At 69.9% G+C, this 25,848-nt stretch carries 25 protein-coding genes and 2 rRNA genes; 17 read left to right on the forward strand and 10 right to left on the reverse strand.

The window, feature by feature from the left end:
• Nucleotides 1–82 (forward strand): 23S ribosomal RNA (locus tag ACWEOO_RS21495); the annotation flags it as partial.
• A 179-nt stretch (nt 83–261) separates the two neighbouring features.
• Nucleotides 262–379, forward strand: a 5S ribosomal RNA gene (gene rrf / locus ACWEOO_RS21500).
• A 1,028-nt stretch (nt 380–1,407) separates the two neighbouring features.
• Here the strand turns inward: rrf and ACWEOO_RS21505 are convergent.
• On the reverse strand, nt 1,408–2,415 hold the full coding sequence (locus tag ACWEOO_RS21505) for a LacI family DNA-binding transcriptional regulator (RefSeq protein WP_452144496.1): 1,008 nt from the start codon (nt 2,413–2,415) through the stop codon (nt 1,408–1,410).
• Nucleotides 2,416–3,162: 747 nt separating this feature from the next.
• Here ACWEOO_RS21505 and ACWEOO_RS21510 point away from each other — a divergent pair.
• The gene (locus tag ACWEOO_RS21510; RefSeq protein ID WP_452144497.1) at nt 3,163–4,062 is read left to right on the forward strand and encodes an amidohydrolase family protein; all 900 of its coding nucleotides are present in this window, start codon (nt 3,163–3,165) and stop codon (nt 4,060–4,062) included.
• Nucleotides 4,059–4,619, forward strand: a complete 561-nt coding sequence (locus ACWEOO_RS21515; protein ID WP_355695433.1) for a cysteine dioxygenase — start codon at nt 4,059–4,061, stop codon at nt 4,617–4,619. Before ACWEOO_RS21510 ends, ACWEOO_RS21515 begins: the two co-directional genes overlap by 4 nt.
• A gap of 45 nt (nt 4,620–4,664) precedes the next feature.
• Here ACWEOO_RS21515 and ACWEOO_RS21520 read toward each other — a convergent pair whose 3' ends face one another.
• A complete protein-coding gene (locus ACWEOO_RS21520) occupies nt 4,665–5,279 on the reverse strand; it encodes a TetR/AcrR family transcriptional regulator (RefSeq protein WP_452144498.1) in 615 nt (204 codons plus the stop codon).
• Nucleotides 5,280–5,353: 74 nt separating this feature from the next.
• Here ACWEOO_RS21520 and ACWEOO_RS21525 point away from each other — a divergent pair, with 74 nt between their 5' ends.
• Both ACWEOO_RS21525 and ACWEOO_RS21530 read left to right on the forward strand, forming a co-directional pair.
• Nucleotides 5,354–6,148, forward strand: a complete 795-nt coding sequence (locus tag ACWEOO_RS21525) for a class I SAM-dependent methyltransferase (RefSeq protein ID WP_452144499.1) — start codon at nt 5,354–5,356, stop codon at nt 6,146–6,148.
• A 13-nt stretch (nt 6,149–6,161) separates the two neighbouring features.
• On the forward strand, nt 6,162–7,040 hold the full coding sequence (locus ACWEOO_RS21530) for a GNAT family N-acetyltransferase (RefSeq protein WP_452144500.1): 879 nt from the start codon (nt 6,162–6,164) through the stop codon (nt 7,038–7,040).
• Here ACWEOO_RS21530 and ACWEOO_RS21535 read toward each other — a convergent pair.
• Nucleotides 7,030–8,124 carry a TIGR03118 family protein gene (locus ACWEOO_RS21535; protein ID WP_452144501.1) on the reverse strand — a complete coding sequence of 365 codons (1,095 nt, stop codon included), beginning with the start codon at nt 8,122–8,124 and terminating at the stop codon, nt 7,030–7,032. The two genes, ACWEOO_RS21530 and ACWEOO_RS21535, sit on opposite strands and share 11 nt — an antisense overlap.
• A gap of 129 nt (nt 8,125–8,253) precedes the next feature.
• Here ACWEOO_RS21535 and ACWEOO_RS21540 point away from each other — a divergent pair, with 129 nt between their 5' ends.
• Nucleotides 8,254–9,060 (forward strand): PhzF family phenazine biosynthesis protein, encoded by an 807-nt coding sequence (locus ACWEOO_RS21540; RefSeq protein WP_452144502.1) that lies wholly within the window; start codon nt 8,254–8,256, stop codon nt 9,058–9,060.
• On the opposite strand, the gene ACWEOO_RS21545 is transcribed toward ACWEOO_RS21540, so the two are convergent.
• Nucleotides 9,057–9,677 (reverse strand): hypothetical protein, encoded by a 621-nt coding sequence (locus ACWEOO_RS21545; protein ID WP_452144503.1) that lies wholly within the window; start codon nt 9,675–9,677, stop codon nt 9,057–9,059. The genes ACWEOO_RS21540 and ACWEOO_RS21545 overlap by 4 nt on opposite strands.
• Nucleotides 9,678–9,925: 248 nt before the next feature.
• On the opposite strand from ACWEOO_RS21545, the gene kdpF reads away from it, so the two are divergent.
• The 7 genes from kdpF (at nt 9,926) to ACWEOO_RS21580 (ending at nt 18,604) form a co-directional block, all read left to right on the forward strand.
• Nucleotides 9,926–10,015, forward strand: coding sequence for a K(+)-transporting ATPase subunit F (gene kdpF / locus ACWEOO_RS21550; RefSeq protein ID WP_137256202.1), 90 nt, complete (start codon nt 9,926–9,928; stop codon nt 10,013–10,015).
• On the forward strand, nt 10,015–11,676 hold the full coding sequence (kdpA, locus tag ACWEOO_RS21555; RefSeq protein WP_452144504.1) for a potassium-transporting ATPase subunit KdpA: 1,662 nt from the start codon (nt 10,015–10,017) through the stop codon (nt 11,674–11,676). The genes kdpF and kdpA overlap by 1 nt, the downstream gene beginning before the upstream one ends.
• Nucleotides 11,673–13,754 carry a potassium-transporting ATPase subunit KdpB gene (gene kdpB / locus ACWEOO_RS21560; protein ID WP_452144505.1) on the forward strand — a complete coding sequence of 694 codons (2,082 nt, stop codon included), beginning with the start codon at nt 11,673–11,675 and terminating at the stop codon, nt 13,752–13,754. The genes kdpA and kdpB overlap by 4 nt, the downstream gene beginning before the upstream one ends.
• A gap of 7 nt (nt 13,755–13,761) precedes the next feature.
• Entirely contained in the window at nt 13,762–14,385 is a 624-nt protein-coding gene (kdpC, locus tag ACWEOO_RS21565; RefSeq protein WP_452144506.1) for a K(+)-transporting ATPase subunit C, read from the forward strand.
• 98 nt (nt 14,386–14,483) lie between these two features.
• Nucleotides 14,484–17,057 carry a DUF4118 domain-containing protein gene (locus ACWEOO_RS21570; protein WP_452144507.1) on the forward strand — a complete coding sequence of 858 codons (2,574 nt, stop codon included), beginning with the start codon at nt 14,484–14,486 and terminating at the stop codon, nt 17,055–17,057.
• Nucleotides 17,035–17,712 carry a response regulator gene (locus tag ACWEOO_RS21575; RefSeq protein ID WP_134012015.1) on the forward strand — a complete coding sequence of 226 codons (678 nt, stop codon included), beginning with the start codon at nt 17,035–17,037 and terminating at the stop codon, nt 17,710–17,712. Before ACWEOO_RS21570 ends, ACWEOO_RS21575 begins: the two co-directional genes overlap by 23 nt.
• 49 nt (nt 17,713–17,761) lie before the next feature.
• The gene (locus ACWEOO_RS21580) at nt 17,762–18,604 is read left to right on the forward strand and encodes a hypothetical protein (protein WP_452144508.1); all 843 of its coding nucleotides are present in this window, start codon (nt 17,762–17,764) and stop codon (nt 18,602–18,604) included.
• Nucleotides 18,605–18,620: 16 nt separating this feature from the next.
• Here the strand turns inward: ACWEOO_RS21580 and ACWEOO_RS21585 are convergent, their stop codons facing one another.
• The 3 genes from ACWEOO_RS21585 to ACWEOO_RS21595 all read right to left on the reverse strand — a co-directional run bounded on the left by ACWEOO_RS21585 (nt 18,621) and on the right by ACWEOO_RS21595 (nt 21,633).
• The gene (locus ACWEOO_RS21585; RefSeq protein WP_452144509.1) at nt 18,621–20,042 is read right to left on the reverse strand and encodes an aromatic amino acid lyase; all 1,422 of its coding nucleotides are present in this window, start codon (nt 20,040–20,042) and stop codon (nt 18,621–18,623) included.
• 275 nt (nt 20,043–20,317) lie between these two features.
• Nucleotides 20,318–20,563, reverse strand: a complete 246-nt coding sequence (locus ACWEOO_RS21590; RefSeq protein WP_359930961.1) for a type B 50S ribosomal protein L31 — start codon at nt 20,561–20,563, stop codon at nt 20,318–20,320.
• On the reverse strand, nt 20,560–21,633 hold the full coding sequence (locus ACWEOO_RS21595) for a GTP-binding protein (RefSeq protein WP_452144510.1): 1,074 nt from the start codon (nt 21,631–21,633) through the stop codon (nt 20,560–20,562). Before ACWEOO_RS21595 ends, ACWEOO_RS21590 begins: the two co-directional genes overlap by 4 nt.
• Nucleotides 21,634–21,736: 103 nt before the next feature.
• On the opposite strand from ACWEOO_RS21595, the gene rpmG reads away from it, so the two are divergent.
• Nucleotides 21,737–21,904 carry a 50S ribosomal protein L33 gene (gene rpmG, locus ACWEOO_RS21600; RefSeq protein WP_452144511.1) on the forward strand — a complete coding sequence of 56 codons (168 nt, stop codon included), beginning with the start codon at nt 21,737–21,739 and terminating at the stop codon, nt 21,902–21,904.
• Complete coding sequence (gene rpsN / locus ACWEOO_RS21605; RefSeq protein ID WP_452144512.1) at nt 21,904–22,209, forward strand: 30S ribosomal protein S14; 306 nt, start codon at nt 21,904–21,906, stop codon at nt 22,207–22,209. The genes rpmG and rpsN overlap by 1 nt, the downstream gene beginning before the upstream one ends.
• A gap of 118 nt (nt 22,210–22,327) precedes the next feature.
• Here rpsN and ACWEOO_RS21610 read toward each other — a convergent pair whose 3' ends face one another.
• The 3 genes from ACWEOO_RS21610 to ACWEOO_RS21620 are packed head-to-tail and all read right to left on the reverse strand — an operon-like array spanning nt 22,328 to nt 24,186.
• The gene (locus ACWEOO_RS21610; protein WP_452144513.1) at nt 22,328–23,086 is read right to left on the reverse strand and encodes an IclR family transcriptional regulator; all 759 of its coding nucleotides are present in this window, start codon (nt 23,084–23,086) and stop codon (nt 22,328–22,330) included.
• A 15-nt stretch (nt 23,087–23,101) separates the two neighbouring features.
• On the reverse strand, nt 23,102–23,293 hold the full coding sequence (locus ACWEOO_RS21615) for a hypothetical protein (RefSeq protein ID WP_359930975.1): 192 nt from the start codon (nt 23,291–23,293) through the stop codon (nt 23,102–23,104).
• Nucleotides 23,290–24,186 carry a GNAT family N-acetyltransferase gene (locus ACWEOO_RS21620; RefSeq protein ID WP_452144514.1) on the reverse strand — a complete coding sequence of 299 codons (897 nt, stop codon included), beginning with the start codon at nt 24,184–24,186 and terminating at the stop codon, nt 23,290–23,292. Before ACWEOO_RS21620 ends, ACWEOO_RS21615 begins: the two co-directional genes overlap by 4 nt.
• A gap of 107 nt (nt 24,187–24,293) precedes the next feature.
• On the opposite strand from ACWEOO_RS21620, the gene hutH reads away from it, so the two are divergent.
• Nucleotides 24,294–25,835, forward strand: coding sequence for a histidine ammonia-lyase (gene hutH, locus ACWEOO_RS21625; protein ID WP_452144515.1), 1,542 nt, complete (start codon nt 24,294–24,296; stop codon nt 25,833–25,835).
• Nucleotides 25,836–25,848 lie beyond the last annotated feature (13 nt).

The following is a 25,848-nucleotide window of genomic DNA, read 5'->3' on the forward strand; positions in this document are numbered from 1 at the left end:
GACCACTGGGTTGATAGGCCAGAAGTGGAAGCGCCGTAAGGTGTGGAGCTGACTGGTACTAATAGGCCGAGGGCTTGTCACACACACCACACCCCTCCGGGTGCGGAGTGTCCAAAGACTTTTTGCTGGTCGCAAGCCTGCGCTACAAAAGTAACGATGTTCGCGTTCACTGTACGGTTCCCGGAATACGGTCGAACCCAGCAACCACACCCAGCAGGTGGGTGTGTGGCTTGAGTGGTTTGATTGATATTTCTATAGAGTTTCGGTGGCCATAGCGTCGGGGAAACACCCAGTCTCCATTCCGAACCTGGAAGTTAAGCCCGCCAGCGCCGATGGTACTGCGACCGGGAGGTCGTGGGAGAGTAGGACGCCGCCGGACATTCACACTGTTAAGGGCCACCCCACACCGGGGTGGCCCTTAACATTTGTACAGACGGCAGTTGGCCTTTTGCAGTCAATTGGCTGTGCAAACAGAAGGCTGTGCCAGCACATCCCCCGCGGGCATCAGCACGCGGCATCAGGCTGCAGCCGCACGACCTCACAGCTCCGCACGCGCGCTGAGCCGGCCGCTCGCACACATCCGCTCACTCGCATTCTGCTCGCGCACTGACCACACACGACGCGGCGGCCGTGCCCCTCGCGCCACAACCTGCCGGCACCACGTTCCTGCCTCGTGCGACGGTCGAGCCCGCGCCTCGTACACGCCGCGCTGCGTCGACCATGTACGACGCAGCGCCCGCGCCTGTCGTCCCACAGCGCGACGTTCCTGCCTCGTCTTCCACAATCGAGCCGGCGGCTCGTTCACACACACGCACGCGTCGACCAGGTACGACGCAGTCGCCGTGCCCGTCGCGCCACAACCCGGCAGCACCACGCACTTGCCTCGTACGACGTCGACCCGGCGACTCGTACGCCTGCGCTCACGCGTCGACGACGTACAGCGGCCGCGCCCGTCGTCCCACAGCACGACGTTCCTACCTCGCCCACACCCGAGCCAGCGGCTCGTACACGCACGCGCGCGCGCCGACCAGGTCCGGCGCAGCGGCCGTGGCTGTCGTGCCAAGCACGGCGGGATGACTTTCCGGCCTCGGGCGACGGTCGAGCCGGTGCCTCGTGCAGGTGCGCTCACGCGGCGACCACGCATGACGCGGCGGCCGCGCCGTTGTCCCGCGGCGCGACGTTCGTACCTCGTTCCACAGTCGAGGCGGCGGCTCGTAGACGCGCGCTCACGTGCCGAGTAGCGGCCCACCTTGGGTGAGCAGCTGCCGCGCCAGGATGCCAGTGGCGCGGGCGAGGGTGAGGACAGTTCGCGCACTTTGCCCGGATTTTGGACATCGGGAAGTAAGTCCAGTGATTTAGTCTAGTTTCGATCGCGTGGAACCTGTTGTGTATCGGTGGTCGTCCTGCTCAGGTGGGTGGGGCGGCTACCGAGCCGCGTTCGATCAGGGTTGGGGTGAGGGTGGTGCGGCGGACTCGGCGGTTGGTGTCGACCGCGGAGGTCACGCGGGAGACGACGTGGGTGACCAGGTCGTCGAGGGGCCAGTGGAAGGTCGACAGGGGTGGCGTGAGGAGTTGGGACATCGGCTGGTCGTCGTAGCCGAGCAGGGACAGGTCCTTCGGGATGCGCAGGCCGAGTTCGCGGCTGGCGGCGTACACGCCGAAGGCCATCGAATCGGCGAGGGCGAGGATGCCGGTCGGGCGGCTGTCGTCGGCGAGCAAGGCACGGGCGACGTCGGTCGCGCCGGTCAGGTCGTGCGGGCATTGCAGGAGGCGGAGCTTCAGGCCGAGGTCTCTTGCCACGCGTTGTGCGATCACCTCGGCGGGGCGCTCGACCTCGAGGCGGCGCGTCGGGCTCAGTACGGCGATGTCGCGGTGGCCGGCGTCCGCGAGGCGTCGCAGGGCAGTGGTCACGCCGGTCTCGTTGTCGAGGATCACCTCGGACTTTGCTTTCGCGCCCGGCAGTTCGTCGCCGATCGCGATCACCGGGACCTCGCGGGCGATGTCGGCCCACGCCTTCGCGGCCGGGTCGATCGGGATCACCACGATCGCGTCGGCGCGATGGTCGACGAGGTGCTGGGCGAGCTCGAGCTGGCGGCCGGCGTCGCCGGCGGAGTCGATGATCCAGGCGTTCCGGTCCGGCGCCAGGAGTTCGCGGCCGAGGGCGGCGGCGACGCGTTGTTGCCAGAGGTCTTCGAGCGAAGCGCACAGTACGCCGATCGAGCCGCTGCGGCCCGAGGCGAGCGCGCGGGCGACGGGGTCGGCCTGGTAGCCGAGGCGCTCGGCGGCGTCCTGGACTCGCTGGCGGGTCTCTGGTGTGCCGTGCAGACCGCGCAGTGCGTACGACACTGCGGCCATCGAGAGCCCGGTCTCGGCGGCGATGTCCTTGAGGGTTGGCCTCCGGCCGGTTCCGGACATGTCCACGACCCTAGCCGCCGCCACGGACAAATCCAGACGACGCCGCCGACCGGCCCCGACGTTCACCCCTCAGTTCGCCGGTTGGCAGGTGTGATGCCGGTGGGGGAACGGGCAACCTCGAGGGTTGACCACTCGAACGGTCGGGCGGCGCCGGGGATGCGGGGGCGGCGAGCGAGCGGTGGCACGCAACGCGGGGCGAGCGGTGGGCGCGCGGTGGTACCGGGTACGGGGCGGGCGGCGTGCGGATTGTGCGGCGGGCGGGTCGGCGAGCGGTCGCGCGCAACGTGGGGCGAGCATGCGGGTGTGCGGCGGTCCCGGATACGGGGTCGGCGGGCGAGCCTGCGGATGGTGGGGCGAGCGGGCTGCGGTACCGGGTGCGGAGCGGGCGACGGGCGAGCGGTGGCGCGCAACTCGGGGCGAGCGTGCGGGCGAGCGGCGGTGCCGGATGCGGGCGGGCGGATGCGCGGATGGTGGGGTGGGCGAGCGAGCGGTGGTGCCGGGCAGGCGAGCGAGCGGTGGTGCCGTGTGCCGGGCAGGCGAGCGGGTGCTGCTTGGGGAGGCAGGCGGGGTGGGTGGGCGGCCAGCCGGGCGGACGGTGGGCCGAGTGGTTGGTGGAGTGGTGACGGGGATGGGGTGGTTGGTGTCCGGCGGGTGGGGGTGGGACTTGACAGGCGGTGCTTTGAAGCGCTTCACTCTAGGCGTACTGAAGCGCTTCAATCTGATCAAACCGGCGTGAAGGAGGGCCCGATGATCGACGTTCATCAGCACCTCTGGCCGGAGGCGTTCGTGGATCGGCTGCGGGCTCGTCGTGAGCCGCCGTACCTCGACGGGTGGACGCTGCACTGTGCGACCGAAGCGCCGTACGAGGTGGATCCGGCCGCGCATGAGCTCGGCAAGCGGGTCGCGATCGAGCAGGACGCCAATACGGCGCTGGCCGCCGTGTCGCTGTCGAGCCCGCTCGGTGTCGAGGAGCTGGGCGATGCGGAACTGCTCCAAGCCTGGCATGACGGCGCCGCGGAGTTCCCCGAGCCGTTCCGCTCATGGGCGTCCGCCGATCTGCGAGACGCTGATGTGAAAGGGCTGGAAACCCTGCTGGACAAGGGGTTCCTGGGTCTTCAACTGCCTGCGCACGTGCTCACCACGCCGAGTGGCTGGGAGGTGCAAGGAGAATTGCTGCGCGCCGCCGAGCGCAAGAACAAACCGATCCTCGTGCACCCCGGTAAGGCGCGATCGACCGATGCGCCAGGTTGGTGGGCGCCGGTCGTCGACTACACCGCTCAACTGCAGGCCGCGTGGTGGGCGTGGCATGCCTTCGGTGGGCGGCGCGAGTTCCCCGAGCTGCGGCTGTGCTTCGTCGCGGCGGCCGGTCTCGCGCCGGTGCACCATGAGCGGCTGACCGCGCGCGGCGGCCGGCTCGGCACCATCGACCCGAATCTGTACGTCGACACCTCGAGCTACGGCCCGCAGGGGATCGACGCGGTCGCGCGGGTGCTCGGCATCGACCAGGTGGTGCACGGCACCGACCGGCCGTACGCCGACGCCGCCGACCTCCGCCAGGGCGACGCCGCGACCGCGGTGATCCGCCACGACAATCCGCACCGGCTGCTCTTCGGCAGCCGGACATCTCCTGAGAGGGGAGTGCAGTGACTGCCCAGCCAATCGACGTACCCGACGTCCCGGCGCGCCAGGCCAGCCGGCTCGTGGAGCTCAACAACTGTTTGTCGCTGGACGACCTTCCGGGCCGCGACCTGACGCCCGCGGAGTTGGCCGAGCTGGCCGCGTCGATCGCCGCGCAGCCGCACCTGTGGGAGGACCAGGTCGCGTACAGCGACGAGGAGCGGGTCTTCGCCTCGCTGCACCGGGACGCGAACGTCGACGTGTGGCTGATCTGCTGGACCCCCGTGAACGACACCGGCTGGCACGACCACGACGTCTCCTCCGGTGCGGTCGCGGTCGCCCGCGGCAAGCTCGTCGAGCACAACCTCGCGATCGGCACCGACTCGATCGAGACCGAGGTCGAGGCGGGTGACGTGTACGGCTTCGGCCCCGACCACATCCACCGCCTGACCGGCCTCGACAAGGGCAGCGTCACGGTGCACGCCTACAGCCCGCCGCTGTGGCGGATGGGGCAGTACTCGGTGAAGGACGGCGTACTGCGCCGGGTCTCCGTCTCGTACGCCGACGAACTCCGCCCCATCGACTGACAAGAACAGAACACCGAGGCCGGGCCCAATTGGGTCCGGCCTCGTTCACGTGAGGCTGTTGTTGATGAACGCCAGCGTCCGAGCCTCGATCCGGCGGAGCTCGGCCGCGGGCGCATCGCGGAGCGGTCCCTGGCCGGTGAGGACAGCCGTGCCGTGAACGATCGACCAGATCGGGTACTCGATGCCCTCGCGTCGCTGCGGATCGAGGACGCCCGCCGCTACCAGCTCGTCGAGCGCGTCGCGGAGCAGGCCCAGAGGAGTCCCGTTCCGCTCGTCGTAGCCATGCTGCTGTGGGACCGCGAACGCAGTCGCGAACAGGCCGGGCTCCGCGCGAGCGAACTCGAGGTACGCCGTCCCGATCGCGGCCAGCCGGCGTTGCGCTGCGCCGGCCCCGCCGCGGACCCGGCCGATTCCCGCGGTCATCCGCTCGGCCAGCGCGTTCATCGCCGCGGCGCACACCTCGGCGAGCAACTCGTCCCGATCGGCGAAATGCCGGTACGCCGCGTTCGGTACGACGCCGACGATCCGCGTCGCCTCCCGCAGTACCACGGCGTCCGGACCCCCGGTCCGCGCGAGCTCGAGACCGGCGGCGACCAGGCCGGCGCGGACGTCGCCGCGCGGGCGCCGTCGGCGCGGGAGCGCTGCTTCGGGGTCGTTCACCGGCTCAGGATAACAAGGTGGACACTGTCCACTAAGCCGAGCTAATGTGGACAGTGTCCACAAAGGGAGAGACCATGATTCCGTACCGGACGGGCGCGGCCCGGCGAGGCATCGAGCAGGCGCTGGTTGCTGCAGGCAAAGATCTGGACGGCTTGCGCGCCGAGGATCTCGCGCTGCTGGAGGACTACCACACCGGCGGACGGCTCGCGACCGTCCAGTTGGCCGAGCTGATCGGTATCGCCGAGACCAGCGCGGTGCTGGATGCGGGTGCCGGCATCGGCGGCACGGCGCGGTACGTCGCGTCGAGCTTCGGCTGTACCGTGACGGCCGTCGACCTGTCGGACGAGTACTGCGAGATCGCCGCATGGCTCAACCGCCTGGTCGGCCTCGACGACAAGATCGACGTACGACAGGCAGATGTGACCGCGCTGCCGTATGACGACTCGAAGTTCGACGTCGTGTTCAGCCAGCACGTCCAGATGAACGTGGCCGACAAGCGCCGTCTCTACCACGAAGCGCGGCGCGTCCTGCGGGTCGGCGGTCGACTGGCGCTGTGGGACATCACGGCCGGCGATGGGCGCGAGATCGACTACCCGATGCCGTGGGCCGACGGAGTCGAGCACTCCCACATCGCCGCACCGGACGAGCTGCGCAAGGTCATCGAAACCGCGGGACTCACCGTCGAGCACTGGGCGGACCTGACCGAGACGATCGCACCCCTGATGCAAACGATCCAGTCGCTCCCGCCCACCCCGCTCGGTCTGCAGGCGTTCGTTCCCGACTTCCGAAAGCGTCTCGAGAACCTGACCGCCGCACTGACCGACGGCCGCGTCCGGGCGACCCAAGCTGTCGCCCGAAGAAATACCTGACTAAAGTCAGAGAATGGGTGTGACGGAGGTACGGCGGTTCAACCGGTTGGTGACGCAGCGGGTCGGGGCCTTGCGGGAGGACTACCTCGCGCGCGGCCGACCGCTCGGGGAGGACCGGTTGCTGTGGGAGATCGGGCCGGACGGGTGTGACGTGCGTTCGTTGCGCGCCCGGCTCGATCTCGACTCCGGGTACGTGAGCCGGTTGCTGCGGTCGCTCGAACGCGCCGGACTGGTCCGGGTCGAGCCCGGCGCGGCGGATGGGCGGGTCCGGATGGCGCGGTTGACCTCCGACGGCCTCGCCGAGCGGCGGGTGCTGGACGCACGCTCCGACGAGCTCGCCGCCGCGATTCTGGAGCCCCTGAGCGAGGGGCAGCGGGAGCGGTTGATCGCGGCGATGGACGACGTCACGCGGCTGCTCACGGCGTCGATGGTGCGGGTGGAGTTGGCGGACCCGCGGCTGCCGGCGGCGCAGTACTGCTTGGCGGAGTACTTCGCCGAGCTCGGGCGACGCTTCGACGTCGGCTTCGACCCGGCGCGCAGCATCTCGGCGGACAACGCCGAGCTCACACCGCCCGCGGGTTTGTTGCTGCTGGCAACACTTCACGGAGAGCCGGTCGGCTGCGGTGCACTCAAGCTGCACGGCGACGAACCGGCCGAGATCAAGCGCATGTGGGTCTCGCCGGACGCACGAGGCCTCGGGCTCGGCCGCCGCCTGCTGGCCGAGCTCGAACGTACGGCGGCTGCGCACCACGCACCCGCCGTACGTCTGGAGACCAACCACAACCTGACCGAAGCCATCGCGCTCTACCAGTCAGCTGGTTACCAGGAGGTTCCGGCCTTCAACGCCGAGCCTTACGCCCACCACTGGTTCGAGAAATCTCTCAACGCCTGAGTTGACCGAGGAGGCCGTGGGACTCGTCGTCGGGGCCCGCGGAGAACCACAGGACGTCGGTGCCCCCGGTCGTGGCGGTGCCCTGAAGGAGAGCCCAGAGGCCGTCGATCGCCAGCGTCTTGCCGTTGCTGCCGCGCAGTTGGCCAGCGAAGTGATAACGGCCGTACGACGGGCGGAACACGCTGATGTGCCCGTCGCCGAAGTTGCCGACGAACAGCGTGCCGGCCGGCAGACCCCAGGCGGCGGGGGCCAGCGCGAGACCCCACGGGGCGTTCAGTGTGCCGCGGGACGCGACGCGGGTGATCAGCCTGCCACCGACCGTGTAGACGTCGACGAACCCGCGGCCCGGCCCGGCGATCTCGTCGTTCGTCTTGGGGTCGAGCAGCGCGTAGGTGACGAAGATCCGCCCGTTCAGCGTTTGCACGTTGAAGGGTGCGTACCCCCGGGGCAGCCGGACGTCGCGGAACGCCCAGCGCGGCAGCCTCACCGGGTGGAACGAGCTGTCGAACACGTCGATCCGCTTCTGCGCGAAGTTGGCGGCGTACAACCGGTCCCCTGATCTGGTTGTCGCGAGCGCCAGCCCCTTGTAGACCGCCCCGGGCGTCGTGGCTTTGATCTCGGCCGGGCCGATCAACGCGTCGACCTGGGGGCTCCAGGCGGCGATCTGACCCGTTTCGGTGGCGAAGATGAACCGGGCCGGCGCGCTGGTGGTGCCGTTGCTGAGCACGAAGCCGGTGCCCGGGTTGGACACCTGCCCGGTGGGCGCCGGCAGGGTCACCCGGACGGTGGGCACCTTGGTCGCGGTGTTGGAACCCGGTGCGGAAGAGTAGAGCGTGGATGACGACGTACCGTTGTTCGACGACCACAGCGGGGTGGTCGCGCCGAGCGACAGACCCCACGGGTTGACGAGGTCGGCGTCCTGGAGTGCGGCTTTGCCGGCCTGGTCGGAGACCAGGTTCACCTGCTGTACGACGAGTGGTGAATGGGACCGGTGTGCGTCGGCCGTGGCCGGGGCGATCAGCGCAAGACCGCTGACCAGCGCCGTCGCGACCGCGAGTGGCCGGCCTTTCGAGCGCAGTGACATGACACTTCCCCCTCGATAGGTATGTGCGGGACACCCTTCGATACGCCTGGATCGGCGATGCGGTTCAAGGCCACTCGACCAAAAAGTGGTTATGGAACGGATACCGCCGGAATCGTTAGCGTCGGGGGTATGAGGATCCGCGTGGTTGATGCGTTCGCCGACCGGCCCTTCACCGGGAACCCGGCTGGGGTCTGTGTGCTCGAGGCCGGGGACTGGCCCGACGAGGGCTGGATGCGGTCCGTGGCCGCCGAGATGAAGCACGCGGAGACCGCGTTCGTCCGGCCGTCGGCGGGCGCCGAGGCGGAGTGGGACCTGCGCTGGTTCACGCCGACCAAGGAAGTGGTGCTGTGCGGGCACGCGACGTTGGCGACCGCCCACGTGCTGGCCGCGGACGGGAAGGTGTCCGGGAAGACCTCCTTCGCGACGCTGAGCGGGGTGCTGGTGGCGGACGTCGCCGACGACGGGATCACGCTGGACTTCCCGGTGAACCGGCCGATCGAGGAGCCGGTGCCGGAGGGGCTGGCCGCCGCGCTCGCGGTCGAGCCGCAGCAGGTCTACGTCACCGGCGAGCTCCGTGACCTGCTGGTCGTCGTGCAGGACGAGGCGACGGTGCTCGCGGTCGTGCCCGACTACGACGCGATCGCCAGGATCACCCAGCGCGGGAACCTGCGCGGACTGATCGTGACCGCGCAGGGGACGAAGTACGACTTCGTGTCGCGCTTCTTCGCGCCCGCGAGTGGGATCCCGGAGGATCCGGTGACGGGGAGTGCACACACGAGCCTGGCGCCGTACTGGGCCGAGCGCCTCGGGCGGGACGAACTGGTGGGCTACCAGGCGTCCGCCCGAGGCGGTGTCGTCCAGGTGGTGCCGTCGGGCGACCGCGTCTACCTGAAGGGCCGGGCGATCACGGTGCTCGACGGGGAGTTACTGGTCTAGGCCCAGGTCTCGGCGTGGGTGGCCACGCCGTTCGGGGCGATCAGCTCGGTGACGACGTCCTCGGCGTCCGCGTCGAGCGGCTCGAACGGCTGCTCGGGTACGACGTACGCCCGGGCGCCGGCGACCATCTCGATCCCGGGCAGCTCGAACCAGGCCTCGCCGACCTCACGGCTGATCTCGTAGATCGCCTGTTCGGCGGAGTCGACCGGCTCCCGGTCGCCGGACTCGTCCAGCTCGGCCGGGTGCCGCTCCTGCGCGGCGCGACCGGCCTCCAGCAGCGCGTCCAGGTCGACCACGCGCAGGTCGAACCGCGAGACGACGCTGATCACCTGGTCCTGCTCGACCTCCTCGTCCTCGTCGTCGACCGCGTCGTCCAGCAGCAGCGGCGCCGTACCGGTGTGCTCGAAGACCGCGTCGTTCCAGTCCTCGACCACGCCCTCGAGCGCGGCGTTGTGCTCGAACAGCGTGGTGTGGTCCTCGTCGCCCGTCATCGCGAGCAGGGCGTCGGTGTGTGCCTGGAGCCGCTCGGCGAGCTTGCGGCTCGCCTCGGCGAGCGCGGTCCGGGTCTCCGCGGAGAAGAACTGCTCGGCGGTGGCGGGCGTGTCCAGTTCAGTCACGTGTGTGTTCTTCCCTTGTCTGTCGGTGGGAATGCCAGGCGTAAGTATGTGAGAAGCCTGTGAGAGCTGTGTCAGCGGGTGTGAGAGCCCTGCGAGAACCCTCCTGACCGGGCAGCTAGCGGTGTCCAGTTGAACCCATGAGCACATTCGTCGTGAGGTGTCGCCGTCATGGGTGACGTCGTCTACCTCGCACTCATCGTCGTCGTGTTCGCGGCCGCCTGGTCCGCGCTGCGCGGAGTGGAGAAATTGTGAGCGCCGAGAACATTGCCGGCCTGGTCGTGGCCGCTGCTCTGGTCCTCTATCTGATCGCCGCCCTGATCTTTCCCGAGAGGTTCTGATGTCCGACACCGCGGCCGGCCTGTTGCAGGTCGGCCTCCTGATCCTGTGCCTGGCGGCCGTCTACCGGCCGCTGGGCGGGTACATGGCTCGCGTCTACACGTCCGACAAGGACCTGCGGCTAGAGCGGGCGACGTACAAGCTGTTCGGCGTCGACTCGAAGGCTGACCAGACGTGGGCGGTCTACGCCCGGTCGCTGCTCGCGTTCTCCGCGGTCAGCGTCGTCCTGCTGTACCTGCTCCAGCGTCTGCAGCACTGGCTGCCGCTGTCGCTCGGGCTGCCGAACGTCGAGTCCGGCCTGGCGTTCAACACCGCCGCGTCCTTCGTCTCGAACACCAACTGGCAGAACTACGTGCCCGAGGCGGTCATGGGCCACCTGGTCCAGTTCGCCGGTCTCGCCGTCCAGAACTTCCTGTCGGCAGCCGTCGGCATGGTCGTCGCGGTCGCGCTGATCCGCGGGTTCGCCCGCGCGAAGACCGACCGGCTCGGCAACTTCTGGGTCGACCTGACCCGGACCACGCTGCGGATCCTGCTGCCGATCGCGGTGGTCGGCACCGTCGTGCTGGTCGCGACGGGCGTTGTCCAGAACTTCTCCGGCGGGCATGAAGTCACCTCGGTGGTCGGCCAGACCCAGCACCTCCCGGGTGGACCGGTCGCGAGCCAGGAGGTCATCAAGGAGCTCGGCACCAACGGCGGCGGCTTCTACAACGCCAACTCCGCGCACCCGTTCGAGAACCCGAACCCGCTGTCGAACCTGTTCGAGATCTTCCTGCTGCTGGTCATCCCGGTGTGCATCACCCGGACCTTCGGCCTGATGGTCAAGGACAAGCGGCAGGGGTACGCGATCCTCGGCGTGATGGGTACGCTCTGGGCCGCCTTCACCTTCTCCGCCACGTTCTTCGAGACCCAGGGAGCCGGTACGGCGACCCAGGCCGCGGGCGCGGCGATGGAGGGTAAGGAGACCCGGTTCGGCGAGTGGGCTTCGGCGCTGTTCGCGACCTCGACGACCGGTACGTCGACCGGCGCGGTGAACTCGATGCACGACTCGTTCACGCCCCTCGGCGGCGGCACGGCGCTGTTCCACATGATGCTCGGCGAGGTGTCGCCGGGCGGCACCGGCACCGGGTTGTACGGGATGCTGATCCTGGCGATCCTCACCGTGTTCGTCGCCGGCCTGATGGTCGGGCGCACCCCGGAGTACCTGAAGAAGAAGATCACCGCCCGCGAGATGAAGCTGGTCTCGATGTACATCCTGGCGACGCCGACCGTCGTCCTCGTCGGCGCCTCGCTCGCGATGGGGCTCGCGGTGGCGCGGGCCTCGATCCTCAACACCGACAGCCCGCACGGGTTCTCCGAGGTGCTGTACGCGTTCACGTCGGCCGGCAACAACAACGGCAGCGCGTTCGCCGGCCTGAGCGGGAACATCCCGTTCTACAACACCGCGCTCGGCCTAGTGATGCTCCTCGGCCGGTTCGTACCGATCGTGCTGGCGCTGGCCCTGGCCGGGTCGCTCGCCCAGCAACAGCCGGTGCCGGTGACCCAGGGCACGCTGCCCACCCACAAAGCCCTGTTCGTGACGATGCTCGTCGGCGTCGTCGTGATCGTGACCGGCCTGACCTACTTCCCCGCATTGACTCTTGGACCCCTCGCGGAGGGACTGTGACCACGCTGACGACGCCGCCCGTCTCGAAACCGGCGGCGACCCCGAAAAAGGCAGCTTCAGGCCTGTTCGACCCGAAGATGCTGCTCACCTCGCTGCCGGACGCGCTGCGCAAGCTCGACCCGCGGGTGATGGTGCGGAACCCGGTGATGTTCGTGGTCGAGGTCGGCGCGGTCGCGTCGACGATCTTCGTCGTCACCGACTCCAGTGTGTTCGTCTGGTGGATCGTGGTCTGGCTCTGGCTGACCGTGATCTTCGCGAACCTCGCGGAGGCGGTCGCGGAGGGCCGGGGCAAGGCCCAGGCCGAGACGCTGCGCCGGGCCAAGACCGAGACCACCGCGCGCCGCCTGACCGCGGACGGCGGCGAGGAACAGGTACCGGCCACCCAGCTGGGACTGGGGGACCTGGTCGTGGTCGAGGCCGGCCAGATCATCCCCGGCGACGGTGACGTCGTCGAGGGTGTCGCGTCGGTCGACGAATCGGCGATCACCGGCGAGTCGGCGCCCGTCATCCGTGAGTCCGGCGGCGACCGGAGCGCGGTCACCGGCGGTACGAAGGTGCTCTCGGACCGGATCGTCGTGAAGATCACCACCCGGCCCGGTGAGAGCTTCATCGACCGGATGATCGCGCTCGTCGAGGGCGCGTCGCGGCAGAAGACGCCGAACGAGATCGCGCTCAACATCCTGCTGGCCAGCCTGACGATCGTCTTCCTGATCGCGACCGTGACGCTGCCGACCTTCGCGAACTACGCGCACACGAACCTGAGCCTGGTGATCCTGGTGGCCTTGCTGGTCTGCCTGATCCCGACCACGATCGGCGCGCTGCTGTCCGCGATCGGGATCGCGGGTATGGACCGGTTGGTGCAGCGCAACGTGCTGGCGATGTCCGGCCGTGCGGTCGAGGCCGCGGGGGACGTGAACACCCTGCTGCTGGACAAGACCGGCACCATCACGCTGGGCAACCGGCAGGCGGCCGAGTTCATCCCGGTGGACGGCGTGTCCGACACCGAGCTGGCCGACGCGGCGCAGCTGTCCAGCCTCGCCGACGAGACGCCGGAAGGCCGGTCGATCGTCGTACTCGCGAAAACGGGCTACGGGCTGCGTGAGCGCCACACCGGAGAGTTGCCGCACGCAACCTTCGTGGAGTTCACCGCGCAGACGCGGATGAGCGGCGTGGACGTCGACGGCCGGCAGGTCCGCAAGGGCGCCGCGGGCGCGGTGAACAACTGGATCGGCCAGCACGGCGGTACGACGGATCCGCGGCTCGGCGAGATCGTCGACGGCATCTCGGCCTCCGGCGGCACACCGCTGGTCGTTGCCGAGAGCATCGACGGAGCGGCGCGCGCGCTGGGCGTCATCCATCTGAAGGACGTCGTCAAGGAAGGGATGCGGGAGCGGTTCGACGAGATGCGCCGGATGGGCATCCGGACCGTGATGATCACCGGCGACAACGCGCTGACCGCGAAGGCGATCGCCGACGAGGCCGGGGTCGACGACTTCCTGGCCGAGGCGACGCCCGAGGACAAGATGGCGCTGATCAAGAAGGAGCAGGAAGGTGGTCGCCTGGTCGCGATGACCGGCGACGGCACGAACGACGCTCCGGCGCTGGCGCAGGCCGATGTCGGCGTGGCGATGAACTCCGGGACGTCGGCCGCCAAGGAGGCCGGCAACATGGTCGACCTCGACTCGAACCCGACCAAGCTGATCGAGATCGTCGAGATCGGCAAGCAGTTGCTGATCACCCGCGGTTCGCTGACCACGTTCTCGATCGCGAACGACGTGGCGAAGTACTTCGCGATCCTGCCGGCGCTGTTCGCGGCGGCGTATCCCGGGCTGGACAAGCTGAACATCATGGGGCTGCACTCGCCGCAGTCGGCGATCGTGTCCGCGATCGTGTTCAACGCCCTGATCATCGTCGGCCTGGTGCCGCTGGCGCTGCGCGGTGTGCAGTACAAGCCGTCGTCCGCGTCGGCCATGCTGCGCCGCAACCTGCTGATCTACGGCGTCGGTGGCCTGGTCAGCCCGTTCATCGGCATCAAGCTCCTCGACCTGGTGATCTCGCTGATCCCCGGTCTTCGCTGAAAGGTAGTTGGCAATGGCAAGCAGTCTCCGCCAGTTCGGGGTAGCGGTCCGAGTGCTCCTGTTCTTCACCGTGGTGCTCGGCATCGCTTACCCGCTGGTAATGACCGGCGTCTCGCAGGTGCTGTTCCACGGGAACGCGAACGGGTCGATCGTCAAGGTCGACGGCAAGGCCGTCGGCTCGGACCTGATCGGCCAGGCGTACACGATGGACAGTGGCAAGAAGGACGCCGACGGGCAGCCGATCATGGTCGCCGACCCGAAGTGGTTCCAGACCCGCCCGTCCGCGAGCGACTACGACGCGGCCGCCAGCGGCGGGTCGAACCTCGGTCCGAACAACGCGGACCTGGTCGCCGCGGTCGACGAGCGGCGTCAGGCGGTCGCGGCACTGGAGGGCGTCGCCCCGTCCCAGGTCCCGCCGGATGCGGTCACGGCCAGCGGCAGCGGGCTCGACCCGCACATCAGCCCGGCGTACGCCGCCCTGCAGGTCAGCCGCGTCGCGCGGGAGCGGGGTCTGCCGGTGGAGAAGGTCCGGCAGCTCGTCAAGGAGAGCACGGAGGGTCGCACCCTCGGTTTCCTGGGTGAGCCGCGCGTCAACGTGGTCAAGCTCAACAGCGCGCTCGCGGCACTCTGAGAGCATGGACGTATGAACGAGCGCAGCGAGTTCACAATTCAACACAGCGCAGCTCGTGCCTCGTCCGCGCCCGGAGCGAAGCGAGGACGTGGACGAGAATGAGCGGCCGCGGGCATCTGCGGATCTATCTGGGGGCCGCGCCCGGCGTTGGGAAGACCTACAAGATGCTGGGCGAGGGTCGTCGCCGGCATGCCCGGGGCACCGACGTCGTGGTCGGCCTGGTCGAGACCCACGGCCGCAGGTACACCGAAGAGATGCTCGGCAGCATGGAGACGGTGCCGCGGCGGATCCTGGACCACCGCGGCGCCAGCTTCACCGAGATGGACCTCGACGCGGTGCTGGCCCGGCGGCCGGAGGTCGCGCTGATCGACGAGATGGCGCACACCAACGTGCCGGGCAGCCGCAACGAGAAGCGCTGGCAGGACATCGAGGAGCTGCTGAACGCCGGGATCGACGTGATCTCGACGCTGAACATCCAGCACCTCGAGTCGATCAACGACGTGGTCGAGAAGATCACCGGCGTACCGCAGCAGGAGACCGTTCCGGACCGCGTGGTGCGGGCCGCGGACCAGATCGAGCTCGTCGACATGACCCCGGAGGCGCTGCGCCGGCGGATGGCGCACGGCAACATCTATGCCGCCGACAAGGTGGACGCTGCCCTGGGCAACTACTTCCGGGTCGGCAACCTGTCCGCTCTGCGGGAGCTGGCGCTGCTGTGGCTCGCCGACCGGGTGGACGCCGGCCTGCAGCAGTACCGTGCCCAGCACGACATCGACTCGACCTGGGACACCCGGGAGCGGGTCGTGGTCGCGCTGACGGGTGGACCCGAGGGCGAGACGCTGATCCGGCGTGCCGCCCGGATCGCCGCCCGGTCCGCCGGCGGCGACGTGCTCGCGGTGCACGTCGCGCGCTCCGACGGCCTGACCGGCGCGAACCCGACCAAGCTCGCCGAGCAGCGCAATCTCGTCGAGAAGATCGGCGGGACCTACCACCAGGTGGTCGGCGACGACATCCCGGCGGCGCTGCTCACCTTCGCGCGGGCGGAGAACGCCACCCAGCTGGTGCTCGGCGGCAGTCGCCGGTCCCGGCTCGGTTCGCTGTTCACCGGCCCGGGGATCGGCGCCACCACGATCCGCGATTCCGGCGACATCGACGTCCACATCGTCACCCATTCGCAGATGGGCCGCGGCCGGCTGCCGCGGCAGCGCGGCGCGCTCTCCCGGCGCCGCAAGATCCAGGGTTTCGTCCTGTCCGTCGTCCTGCCGCCGCTGCTGGCGCTGTTGCTCGGCCTCGGCGGCGACACGCTGAACCTGACGAGCAACGTGCTGGCGTTCCTGTTCGCGGTGGTCGTGGTCGCGCTGGTCGGTGGCATGTGGCCGGCGATGGTCACCGCGATCGGCGGTTCGCTGGTCCTCAACTACTTCTTCACGCCGCCGACCCGGACGTTCACGATCGCCGAGGTGAACAACGCCCTCGCGCTGGCGATCTTCGTGATGGTCGCCGCGATGGTCAGCTCGGTCGTCGACCGCGCCGCCCGCCGTACCAGGCAGGCGGCCCGGGCGGCCGCGGAGTCGGAGACGCTGGCGACCCTGGCCGGCTCGGTACTGCGGGGCGAGACCGCGCTGCCCGCCCTGTTGGAGCGGGTCCGGGAGGCGTTCGGGATGACCGGGGCGTGCCTCATGGAGCGCGTGGACGACGACGAGCTGACCGAGGTCTGGCGACCTTTGGCCTCGGCCGGGACCCTCACGTGCACCCGGCCGGAGGAGGCCGATGCGGAGATCCCGGCCCGCGACGACCTGGTGCTGGTGCTGCAGGGCCACCAACTGGAGGCGGACGAGCGGCGGCTGGTCGGGGCGTTCGCGGCGCACGCGGCGGCCCTCGTCGATCGGGCCCGGTTGAGTGAGGCGGCCGCCGAGGCGAAGCCGCTGGCCGAGGCCGACAAGCTGCGTACGGCGCTCCTGCGGGCCGTCGGCCACGACCTGCGATCCCCGTTGGCGTCGGCGAAGGCGTCGGTGACTTCGCTGCGCAGCGACGACGTCGAGTGGAGCGAGTCCGAGCGCGCGGAGCTGCTGGAGACCGCGGACGAGTCGCTCGACCGGTTGTCGCGGCTCGTCGACAACCTGCTCGACCTGAGCCGGCTGCAGGCCGGCGTACTCCCGGTCTTCACCCGGCCGATGGCGCTCGACGAGATCCTCCCCGGCGTACTGTCCGAGCTGGGCGACGACGCGGACCAGGTGACCGTCGACGTCCCCGACACGCTGCCGCTGGTCGAGGCGGACCCGGCGCTGCTCGAGCGCGTAGTGGCGAACCTGCTGGCGAACGCGATCCGCTACTCGCCGCCCGGCCGGGCGCCGCTGATCACCGGGAGCGCGCTCGGCGACACCGTCGAGGTCCGGGTGGTCGACCGCGGACCGGGCATCCCGCGGGCGGACCGGGACCGGGTGTTCGCGCCGTTCCAGCGACTCGGCGACACCGACAACACGGTCGGCGTCGGACTCGGTCTGGCGCTCGCGCGAGGACTCGCCGAGGCGATGCACGGCACCTTGCAGCCCGAGGACACCCCAGGTGGTGGACTGACCATGGTGGTCGCCATCCCGACTGCCCCCGCTGACGTGCCGGTCCCCGGCAGCCGTGAACGATCGGAGCAAGGTGACTCGGGTATTGGTGGTTGACGACGAGCCGCAGATCGTGCGGGCGTTGCAGATCAACCTGAAGGCACGCGGGTACGAAGTGCACCTGGCCGGCACCGGCACGTCGGCCCTGAAGGTCGCCGCGCAGCATCCGCCGGAGCTGGTGATCCTCGATCTCGGGCTGCCGGACTTCGACGGTGTCGACGTGATCCGCGGCCTCCGTGGGTGGACCGACGCGCCGATCCTGGTGCTGTCCGGGCGGACCGACCAGACCGACAAGGTCGAGGCGCTGGACGCCGGCGCGGACGACTACGTGACGAAGCCGTTCGGGATCGACGAGCTGCTGGCCCGGATGCGCGCCGTACTCCGCCGCAGCAACGTCGCCCAGGACCAGCCGGTCGTCACGGTCGGCGGCGCCGTCGTCGATCTGGCCGCGAAGCGCGTCACGCTCGAGAACGGCGAGGACATCCGCCTCACCCCGACCGAGTGGCACCTGCTGGAAGTCCTGGTTCGCAACCCCGGCAAGCTGATGTCCCAGCGCCAGCTCCTCACCGAGGTCTGGGGCCCCGGCTACGAGACCGCCGGCGGCAACCTCCGCTTCTACATGGGCCAGCTCCGCCGCAAACTCGAACCCGACCCGGCCCGCCCCAAACACCTGCTCACCGAGCCCGGCATGGGCTACCGCTTCGAACCCTGACGTCCGATTCGTTCAAGACCTGCCGGTGCGGATGGGGAAAGGTGGGGGCATGGACATCTTCACGGCAGGACGGGACTTCGTACGGCGCGACGCTCGGGTGCTCGAGCGGCGGCTCTTCGCCTCGGTGTTCGAAGGAGCTGACCCGCAGGGCGTGGTCGACGCGCTCCGCGGGTTCCAGAACGCCGACGGCGGCTTCGGGCAGGGCCTGGAGCCGGACAAGCGGTGCCCGGACAGCTTGCCGCTGGACGTGGAGGTCGCGTTCGACACGATGCTCGCTGCCGGTGCGCGTGACGAGGACATGATCCGGCGGGCGGTGGACTGGCTCGATTCGGTCGCGACCCCTGACGGTGCGGTGCCGCTGTGCGGTCCGGCGGTCGAGGGCTACCCGCGCGCCGAGCACATCACCGAGTGGACCTACCAGCCCGGTATCAACCCGACCGCGGGCCTGGTCGGCCGGCTGCACAAGCTCGGCGTCGAGCACCCGTGGCGTGCTCGCGCCGCCGCCTGGTGCGCCGCCGAGCTGGCGAAGGGGTTCCCGGAGGACGCGCACGGCATGCACGAGGCGCTGGAGTTCCTGGAACACACCGGGGACGCCGACTTCGACCGTGTCCGCGAGTGGCTCCCCAAGCTCGCGCACTACCGTGCCGACGCGGCAGACCCGACGTACGGCGTGACGCCGCTGCAGTTCGCCCCGACACCGGACAGCTTCTGGCGGCCGCTCTTCACCGACGCCCAGCTCGAGGCTCACCTCGACCGCCTGATCGAGGACCAGCAGGACGACGGTGGCTGGGCGATCACCTGGGAACCGCCGGGCCCGGCCGCGACCCTCGAGTACCGCGGCATCGTGACCGTCGGCGCCCTACGCACCCTGAAGGCTTACAACCGGCTCTGAGGGTCCCCACAGACAGTTAGCCGGACTCGGCCGGGTGTTCGACCTGGCGATCGCCCCATTGGGTGAGCAGGCCCCGGGCGATTTCCAGGTCCTCCCGGAGGGACCGGTCGGCCAGGTCACCCGGGAGGGCCGCCAACGCGTCCGCCAGCCAGGGGCCGACGGCGGCGGGGGCCAGGTCGTCGGGGGTCAGGCCGGCCAGGCGGATCGCGCGGACGGCCGTGACGAGTTCGCTGGCGATGACCTCGCGGAGGGCGTCGAGGAGCTGCTTGGTGAGTACGGCGGCCTGCGGGGCGAAGCTGGCGTGCAGCTCGGCGCCGCGGGACAGGGTCGCCGTACCGAGGGTCGCGGGCTGCGCGGCCGAGCGGACCGCGGCGAGTGCGTCGTGCGCGACGTACTCGATCATCATCACGCCCGAGCTCGCCTCCGCCCCGCTGGCGAGGAACCGGCTGAGACCGGTGTAGTCCGGGTCGACCAGGTTCGCCACCCGGGTCGTCGACAGCGTCGCGACACTGTGCAGGCTGAGCCGGAGCGAGTCCAGCGCGAGCGCGATCGGCATCGCGTGCCAGTTGCCGTTGTGCAGCACGGTGTCGCCGGCCACCAACGGGTTCTCCGCCGCCGCGTTGATGTCGATCCGCACACTGTTGCCGAGGGCATCGGAATGGTCGACGGCCGGGCCGAGCACCTGCGCGAAAGCTCTGAGTCCGAAGGGGTCCTGGACTCGCGCGGGAGTGATCGGCAGGTCGTCGAGCAGCTCGCGCATCCGGCGCGCGACCCGGACCTGGCCGGGCTGCGGACGGGCCTCGTGCACCCGGATGTCGTACACCTCGGCGTTGCCGCGCAGCGCGACATGGGACAGGGCGCCGACCAGCGGTACGACGTTGATCAGCGTGGACGCCTCGACGTACGCGAGGCAGCACTCGGCCAGCGTGAGCGCGTTGCTCGACAGCAGCGGGAGCGCGCTGGTCCCGTCGATGACGTCGCCGAGCGCGAGGCCGAGTTCGGCGAGCGGGCCGAGGTCGCCGGTGCCGATCGCGCCGCCGCGGTGCAGGTCCGGCAGGTTGTCGTCGTTGAGGAGGTCGACGATCGCGTCGGCGACCGCCGGTTCGAGTCCGGATCCGCCCGCCGCGAGCTGGTTGACCCGGATCAGCAGCCCCAGCCGGACGACGTCCTTCGGGTACGACGTGGTACCGGTCGTGGAGTGCGATCCGAGCAGCCGCGCGCCGTGCTCCGGGTCGGACGTCAGCACGTCCCGGTTCGCCCCGACGCCGGTGGTCCGCCCGTACACCGGCCGCCGCCCGGCCACGTCGGCCACCACCTGCGCGGACTCGTACATCCGCTTGCGGGCGTCGTCGCTCAGCCGCACCGCCGTACGCCGCTGCCCGAGCGCGACCGCCTCCAACGGCGACAGCCCGGCACCCGTGAGCTCCACCGGTTCCATGCGCACAGTGTGATCCGCCCACCCGCTGTCCGACAGCACCGCCGCCGATCCGCCGTCTCGCATCCGAGACACGTCCGGCGTGGGGAGGATCGCGTGCCGAATCGGGCAGCAAATCCTCCCCAGGCCTGTGGCGCAGGCGCCGCGCCAGGTCTACGTCCGTTCGGACGGCCGCTGGCTGCAGGCGTTCTGCCACATGGCGACCGTTACTGCTTGAGTGGCAAGCAAACAGCCCGTCACCCTCGGTGGGGGTGACGGGCTGGTGATGTTGCCGGGGTTTACGACTGGCCGTAGCGCTTCTTGAACTTCTCCACGCGGCCCTGGGTGTCCATCACGCGCTGCTGGCCCGTGTAGAACGGGTGGCTCGCGGACGAGATCTCGACGTCGACGACGGGATAGGTGTTCCCGTCCTCCCAGACGACGGTCTCGTTGCTCTCGCGGGTCGAACCGGTGAGGAAGCTGAAGTTGCCGGACTTGTCCCGGAAGACGACCCGGCGGTAGTCGGGGTGGATGTCCTTCTTCATGCTGCGGTACTTCCTTCCAAGTAGGGGGCGAACGGATCGGTCAGGGGGTGGACCGCTTCGTCCGCACGCAGGACACAACCGTCGAGGCGCTCCCGTAATTCCCGGCCGTCCAGATCGGCGCCGGTGAAGGACAGGTACGACGCGCGGTCGCCGTACTCGGGGTCCCACTCGAGGGCCGAGCGGGCCTGGTGCTGCTGCCCGACGCTCGCCCAGCGATCTGCCGGGAGGTCGGCGAGCCAGGGGCCGAGGACGCCGATCGCGATGTTCGTGCCGAAGCTGTCCCAGCTCAGCCGGTTGCGGTGCTGCGTCGCGATCCAGAGCGTCCCGCGGCCGCGGCACGTGCCGGCGACCAGGTCTTCGAGGGCGTCGTACAGCCGCTCGGGGTGGAAGGGCCGGGCCGACTGCCAGATGAAGGTCCGCTCCGTCGGGACCGCGATCGAGCCCGGTTCGACGGCGGGGACCGTGAGGCGGAGGCCGATCAGGGCGGTCGTCGTGGTCCTGACCAGCAGTTGCGGGTTGATGGCCTGCAGCAGGTCCCGGACCGTGTCGTCGTCAGTGCTCAGGACTGCGGCGTTCGCGGACTCCAGCTGCCGTACGACGACCTCGGCGATCGCGCGACCGTCCTCGGCCGCGGTCGGGACGCCGCGCTCCCGGATCAGCTGGTCGCCGGTGAGGTCGGCTGTCACGGTGGCCGTGTCGACGGTGGTGACGACGGCGTCGACGCGCAGATCGGTGTCGCGGTCGATCTCGGTCGCGATCGCGTGCGTGTCGCCGGCCGCGGGCACGTTGACGATCGCGATGCCGTACCGCTCGACGGCGGCGATGCTCGCCAGCAGCTGCACCAGCGAGCCGCGCATCGCACAGGAGACGCACGGGTGCTTCATCGTGATCACCTCGCGGTCGATCACCCCGGCGGCGGTCCGGGCCGTCCGGACGACGTCGCCGCTGCTCAGACTGCTCACGTCGTACTCCACGAGGACGCCGGTCGGGCCGGCGGCGGCCAGCAGGTTCCACGCCATGGCACTGCGGAACCCGTCGTCGAGGCCCGTCACCAAGGTCACCGGCAGCATCGACTCTCCCGTCTTGTTGAAAACGATAACCAATACAAAGTACTCTGCGAGGCGGAATAGCCGCCACCCGGCCGGCGTTCAGCTGAGTAAGAGAAAGGACAGCATGGCCAAGCGCAACGACCTCCGCCCGATCATCAAGCTCCGCAGCACGGCGGGCACCGGCTTCACCTATGTAACGCGGAAGAACCGCCGGAACAATCCCGACCGGCTGGTGATCCGCAAGTACGACCCGGCGCTGCGCGAGCACGTCGAGTTCCGCGAAGAGCGCTGATGGCGACCACGGCGAAGATCGCCCGCAACAACCACCGCCGCCGCACCGCCGCCCACTACTCCGAGCGCCGGTCCACGCTGAAAGCGATCCTCGCCGGCCCGCACTCCACCGCACCCGAGCGCGCCGAAGCTCAACTCAAGCTCCAGAAGCTCCCCCGAGACGCCAGTCCCGTCCGAATCCGCAACCGCGACGCCGTAGACGGCCGCCCCCGCGGCTACATCGGCAAGGCAGGCATCTCCCGAATCCGCTTCCGCACCATGGCCCACCGAGGCGAACTCCCCGGCATCACCAAGTCGTCCTGGTAGCCCCCAGATGGAACCCTCCGATCCAGGCGGATCGGAGGGTTCTCTGTTTCGTACGACCGGCGGTCCCGCGGACACCTGACAGCCGCCAGCGCGCGCGAGTGCTCACGCGTGGGCTTGGTTACCCGTGCAGCCGTCGGGTGAGGGCTTTGGCGGCCTGGCGGATTTTGTGGGCCAGGCCGGGGCGTTCTGTGGTGGGGACGGTGTCGGTGCGGAAGGTGACGCTGATGGCGGCGACCGGATGGCCGGCGTGGTCTACGGCGGCGCTGGCTACAGAGGCGACGCCGGGGGTGATGAAGGAGTCCTCGACCGCATAGCCCTGGCGTTTCTCGTCAGCGAGGAGGCGGCGGAGTTGGGTGAGGGATTGCGGGCCGAGGTCGGTGCGACGGACGAACGACTCAGGGGTGGGGAAGAGAGCCCGTACCTGGGCCGGCGGCAGCTCCGCCAGCAGCGCCCGGCCGGATGCGGTGAGCGTGGCAGGCAGCCGTACGCCGACGTCGGTCACCAAGGTCACCGGCCGCGGCGGCTGCTCCTTCAGCAGGTAAACCAGCTCCCGCCCGTGCAGTACGCCGAGATGCGCCGTCTGGCCGACCTCGTGCACCAGCTGCGCGAGCAACGGCCGCGCCAACCGCTCCAGCGGGTCATGCCGCAGGTACGCGGACCCGATCTCGAAGGCCGCCACGCCGAGCCCGTACCGCTTCTCCTCGGGCAGGTGGACAACGAACCCCTCGTCGATCATTGCCCGCAGCAAGTGGTACGTCGACGAGCGCGGCAGCCCGACCGCGGACGCGATGCGCTCCATCGGTACCGGACCCGGCTGGGTGGCCAGGAACGTCAGCACGCGCAACGTGCGGGTCGACGCGGGAACGTTGCCGCTCACAACGGCAGCGTAACCTCACACGCTCGACGAGTCCCGCTTCTTGGCCCGGTTCCGGCGCAACCAGAACCGGAAGCCCTCACCGGCGATCGCGACCGCGAACAGCCCGCCGGCCACACCCCAGTCCATGAATGCGGGCCCGGACACCAGGTAGCCGATGACCAGCGACAGCACCAGGAAGAACGTCAGCGACGTCGCGAGCCGCTTCACAGCGCCTTCTCCGCGGTCCAGGCGCCCGAGGTCTCCCGGTAGCCGAGCCACCGGTTCACCGCGAGCATCGGCTCGTTCGCCGCGTCGTTGCCGGTCGACGCGACCGTGAACCCGGCGTCCCGCGCCCGGGCCAGTGCCACGGACTTCACCACCTTCGCCAGCCCGCGGCCGCGCGCCGAGGGGATCGTGCCGGTCAGGTTCGACCAGATCACATGCCGGTCCGGGTCCGCGGTCGTGGTCACGAACGACAACACTTGGTCCCCGTCGAGGACAGCGATGCTCAGGTCGAACCGGATGTCCGGGTTGTCCCACGACGTCCGCACCCATTCCTCGTACGCCGGTCCGCCGGACAGCCCGCTCGGGTCGTCGTCGCGGACCTGGACCTCGGCGTCGTACAGCTGCCGCGGGTCCAACGCGTCGTACGTCGCCACGCGCAATCCCTCCGGTGGAGCGAGTGGTTCGCGCGCGGCGGTCAGGTCGGCGGCGGAGTGCGACATCCGCCGGCCGATCGCGAATCCGCGCTTCTCCGCGAACGCCTTCGACTCGGGATCGTCGGCCACGACCACCAGCAACCGCCCCGCGCCGAGCTCCACAGCCCGCTCGGTGATCGTGTCGGTCAACGCACTCCCGATGCCGCGCTTGCGGTACTCCGGCGGCACCTGGATCGTCACCCGCACCCGAGGCGCGGAAGCGTCCGGCGGCGGCAGGTAGATGTTCGCGTACCCGACCACGTCCGGGCCGTCGACGGCGATCAGCACCTCTTGGCTGTGGGCGTGCCGCAGCTGCAGCTCGATCGCGCGCGCGGTTTTCACCAGTTGCGGCATCACCGCTGCCCAGACCCGGGCGACCCCCACCGCATCCTCCGGGCGCGCCGTCCGGATCTCGAACACCATGGCAGGACTCTACGGCTACCGAGGGTCGCGAATGCTGTCTCAGATCCGAGACGGAAAGTACTGCGGTGCTGCTGTCCGGGATCGTTCCCGCGCGGTGCAATGTTCGGGTGGAACACACAGTGAATGTCGGCACCGGACCGCTGACCCCGGCCGAAGTGGTCGCGGTCGCGCGGTACGGCGCGCAGGTACGGATCGACGACCAGGCACTCGAGGAGATCGCGAAGTCACGCGCCGCGATCGAGGCGCTGGCCCACGCGGACACCCCGCACTACGGCGTCTCGACCGGATTCGGCGCACTCGCGACGCGGCACATCGCGCCGGAGCTCCGGGCGCAGCTGCAACGCAGCCTGATCCGCTCGCACGCGGCAGGCTCGGGCCCCGAGGTGGAGACCGAGGTCGTCCGGGCACTGGCCCTGCTGCGGCTGTCGACGCTCGCCACCGGCCGCACCGGCGTGAAGGTCGAGACCGCCCAGGCGTACGCCGGTCTGCTCAACGCGCACCTGACACCGGTGGTGCACGAGTACGGCAGCCTCGGCTGCTCGGGTGACCTCGCACCGCTGTCGCATGTCGCCCTCGCGATCATGGGTGAGGGCCAGGTCCGCGATGCCGACGGCAACCTCCTCGACGCAGGCGAGGCGCTGGCCCAGCACGGTCTGCAGCCGGTCGTGCTGGCCGAGAAGGAAGGCCTCGCGCTGATCAACGGCACCGACGGCATGCTCGGCATGCTGCTGCTCGCGCTCGCCGACCTCGACCGGCTGTTCAAGACCGCCGACCTGGCCGCTGCGATGAGCGTCGAGGCCCAGCTGGGCACCGACCGGGTCTTCGCCGAGGACCTGCAAGCTCTGAGGCCCCATCCCGGTCAGGCGAAGGCCGCCGCCAACCTGCGCGCGATCCTCAAGGACAGCGCGATCGTCGCCAGCCACCGCGGCCCGGACTGCAACCGGGTGCAGGACGCCTACTCCCTGCGGTGTTCGCCCCAGGTCCACGGCGCCGCCCGCGACACCGCGGAGCACGCGGCGACCGTCGCCGGCCGTGAGCTCGCCGCCGCGATCGACAACCCGGTCGTACTCCCGGACGGCCGGGTCGAGTCCAACGGCAACTTCCACGGCGCCCCGGTCGGATACGTGCTCGACTTCCTGGCGATCGCCGTCGCGGACCTGGCAAGCATCAGCGAACGTCGTACCGACCGGTTCCTGGACGTCGCCCGCAGCCATGGGCTGAACGCGTTCCTGGCCGACGACCCGGGCGTGGACAGCGGCCACATGATCGCGCAGTACACGCAGGCTGCGATCGTCTCCGAGCTGAAGCGCCTGGCGGTCCCGGCCAGCGTCGACTCGATCCCGAGCAGTGCGATGCAGGAGGACCACGTCTCGATGGGCTGGTCCGCCGCGCGCAAGCTGCGCCGGGCCGTCGACGGCCTGGAGCGGGTGCTGGCGATCGAGATCCTCACCGCCGCACGGGCCCTCGACCTGCGCGCGCCGTTGACGCCCGCCCCGGCCACGGCGGCGGCCAGAGCCGCCCTCCGGGAACACGTCGAGGGGCCGGCCACCGACCGCTTCCTCGCGCCCGAGCTCGAGCACTCCGTCCGGCTTGTTGCCGACGGCACCTATGTTACCGCTGCCGAGGCCGTCACCGGCCCACTGTCCTAGAAAGGCTGGATCA

Source organism: Kribbella sp. NPDC004138 (assembly GCF_053603655.1).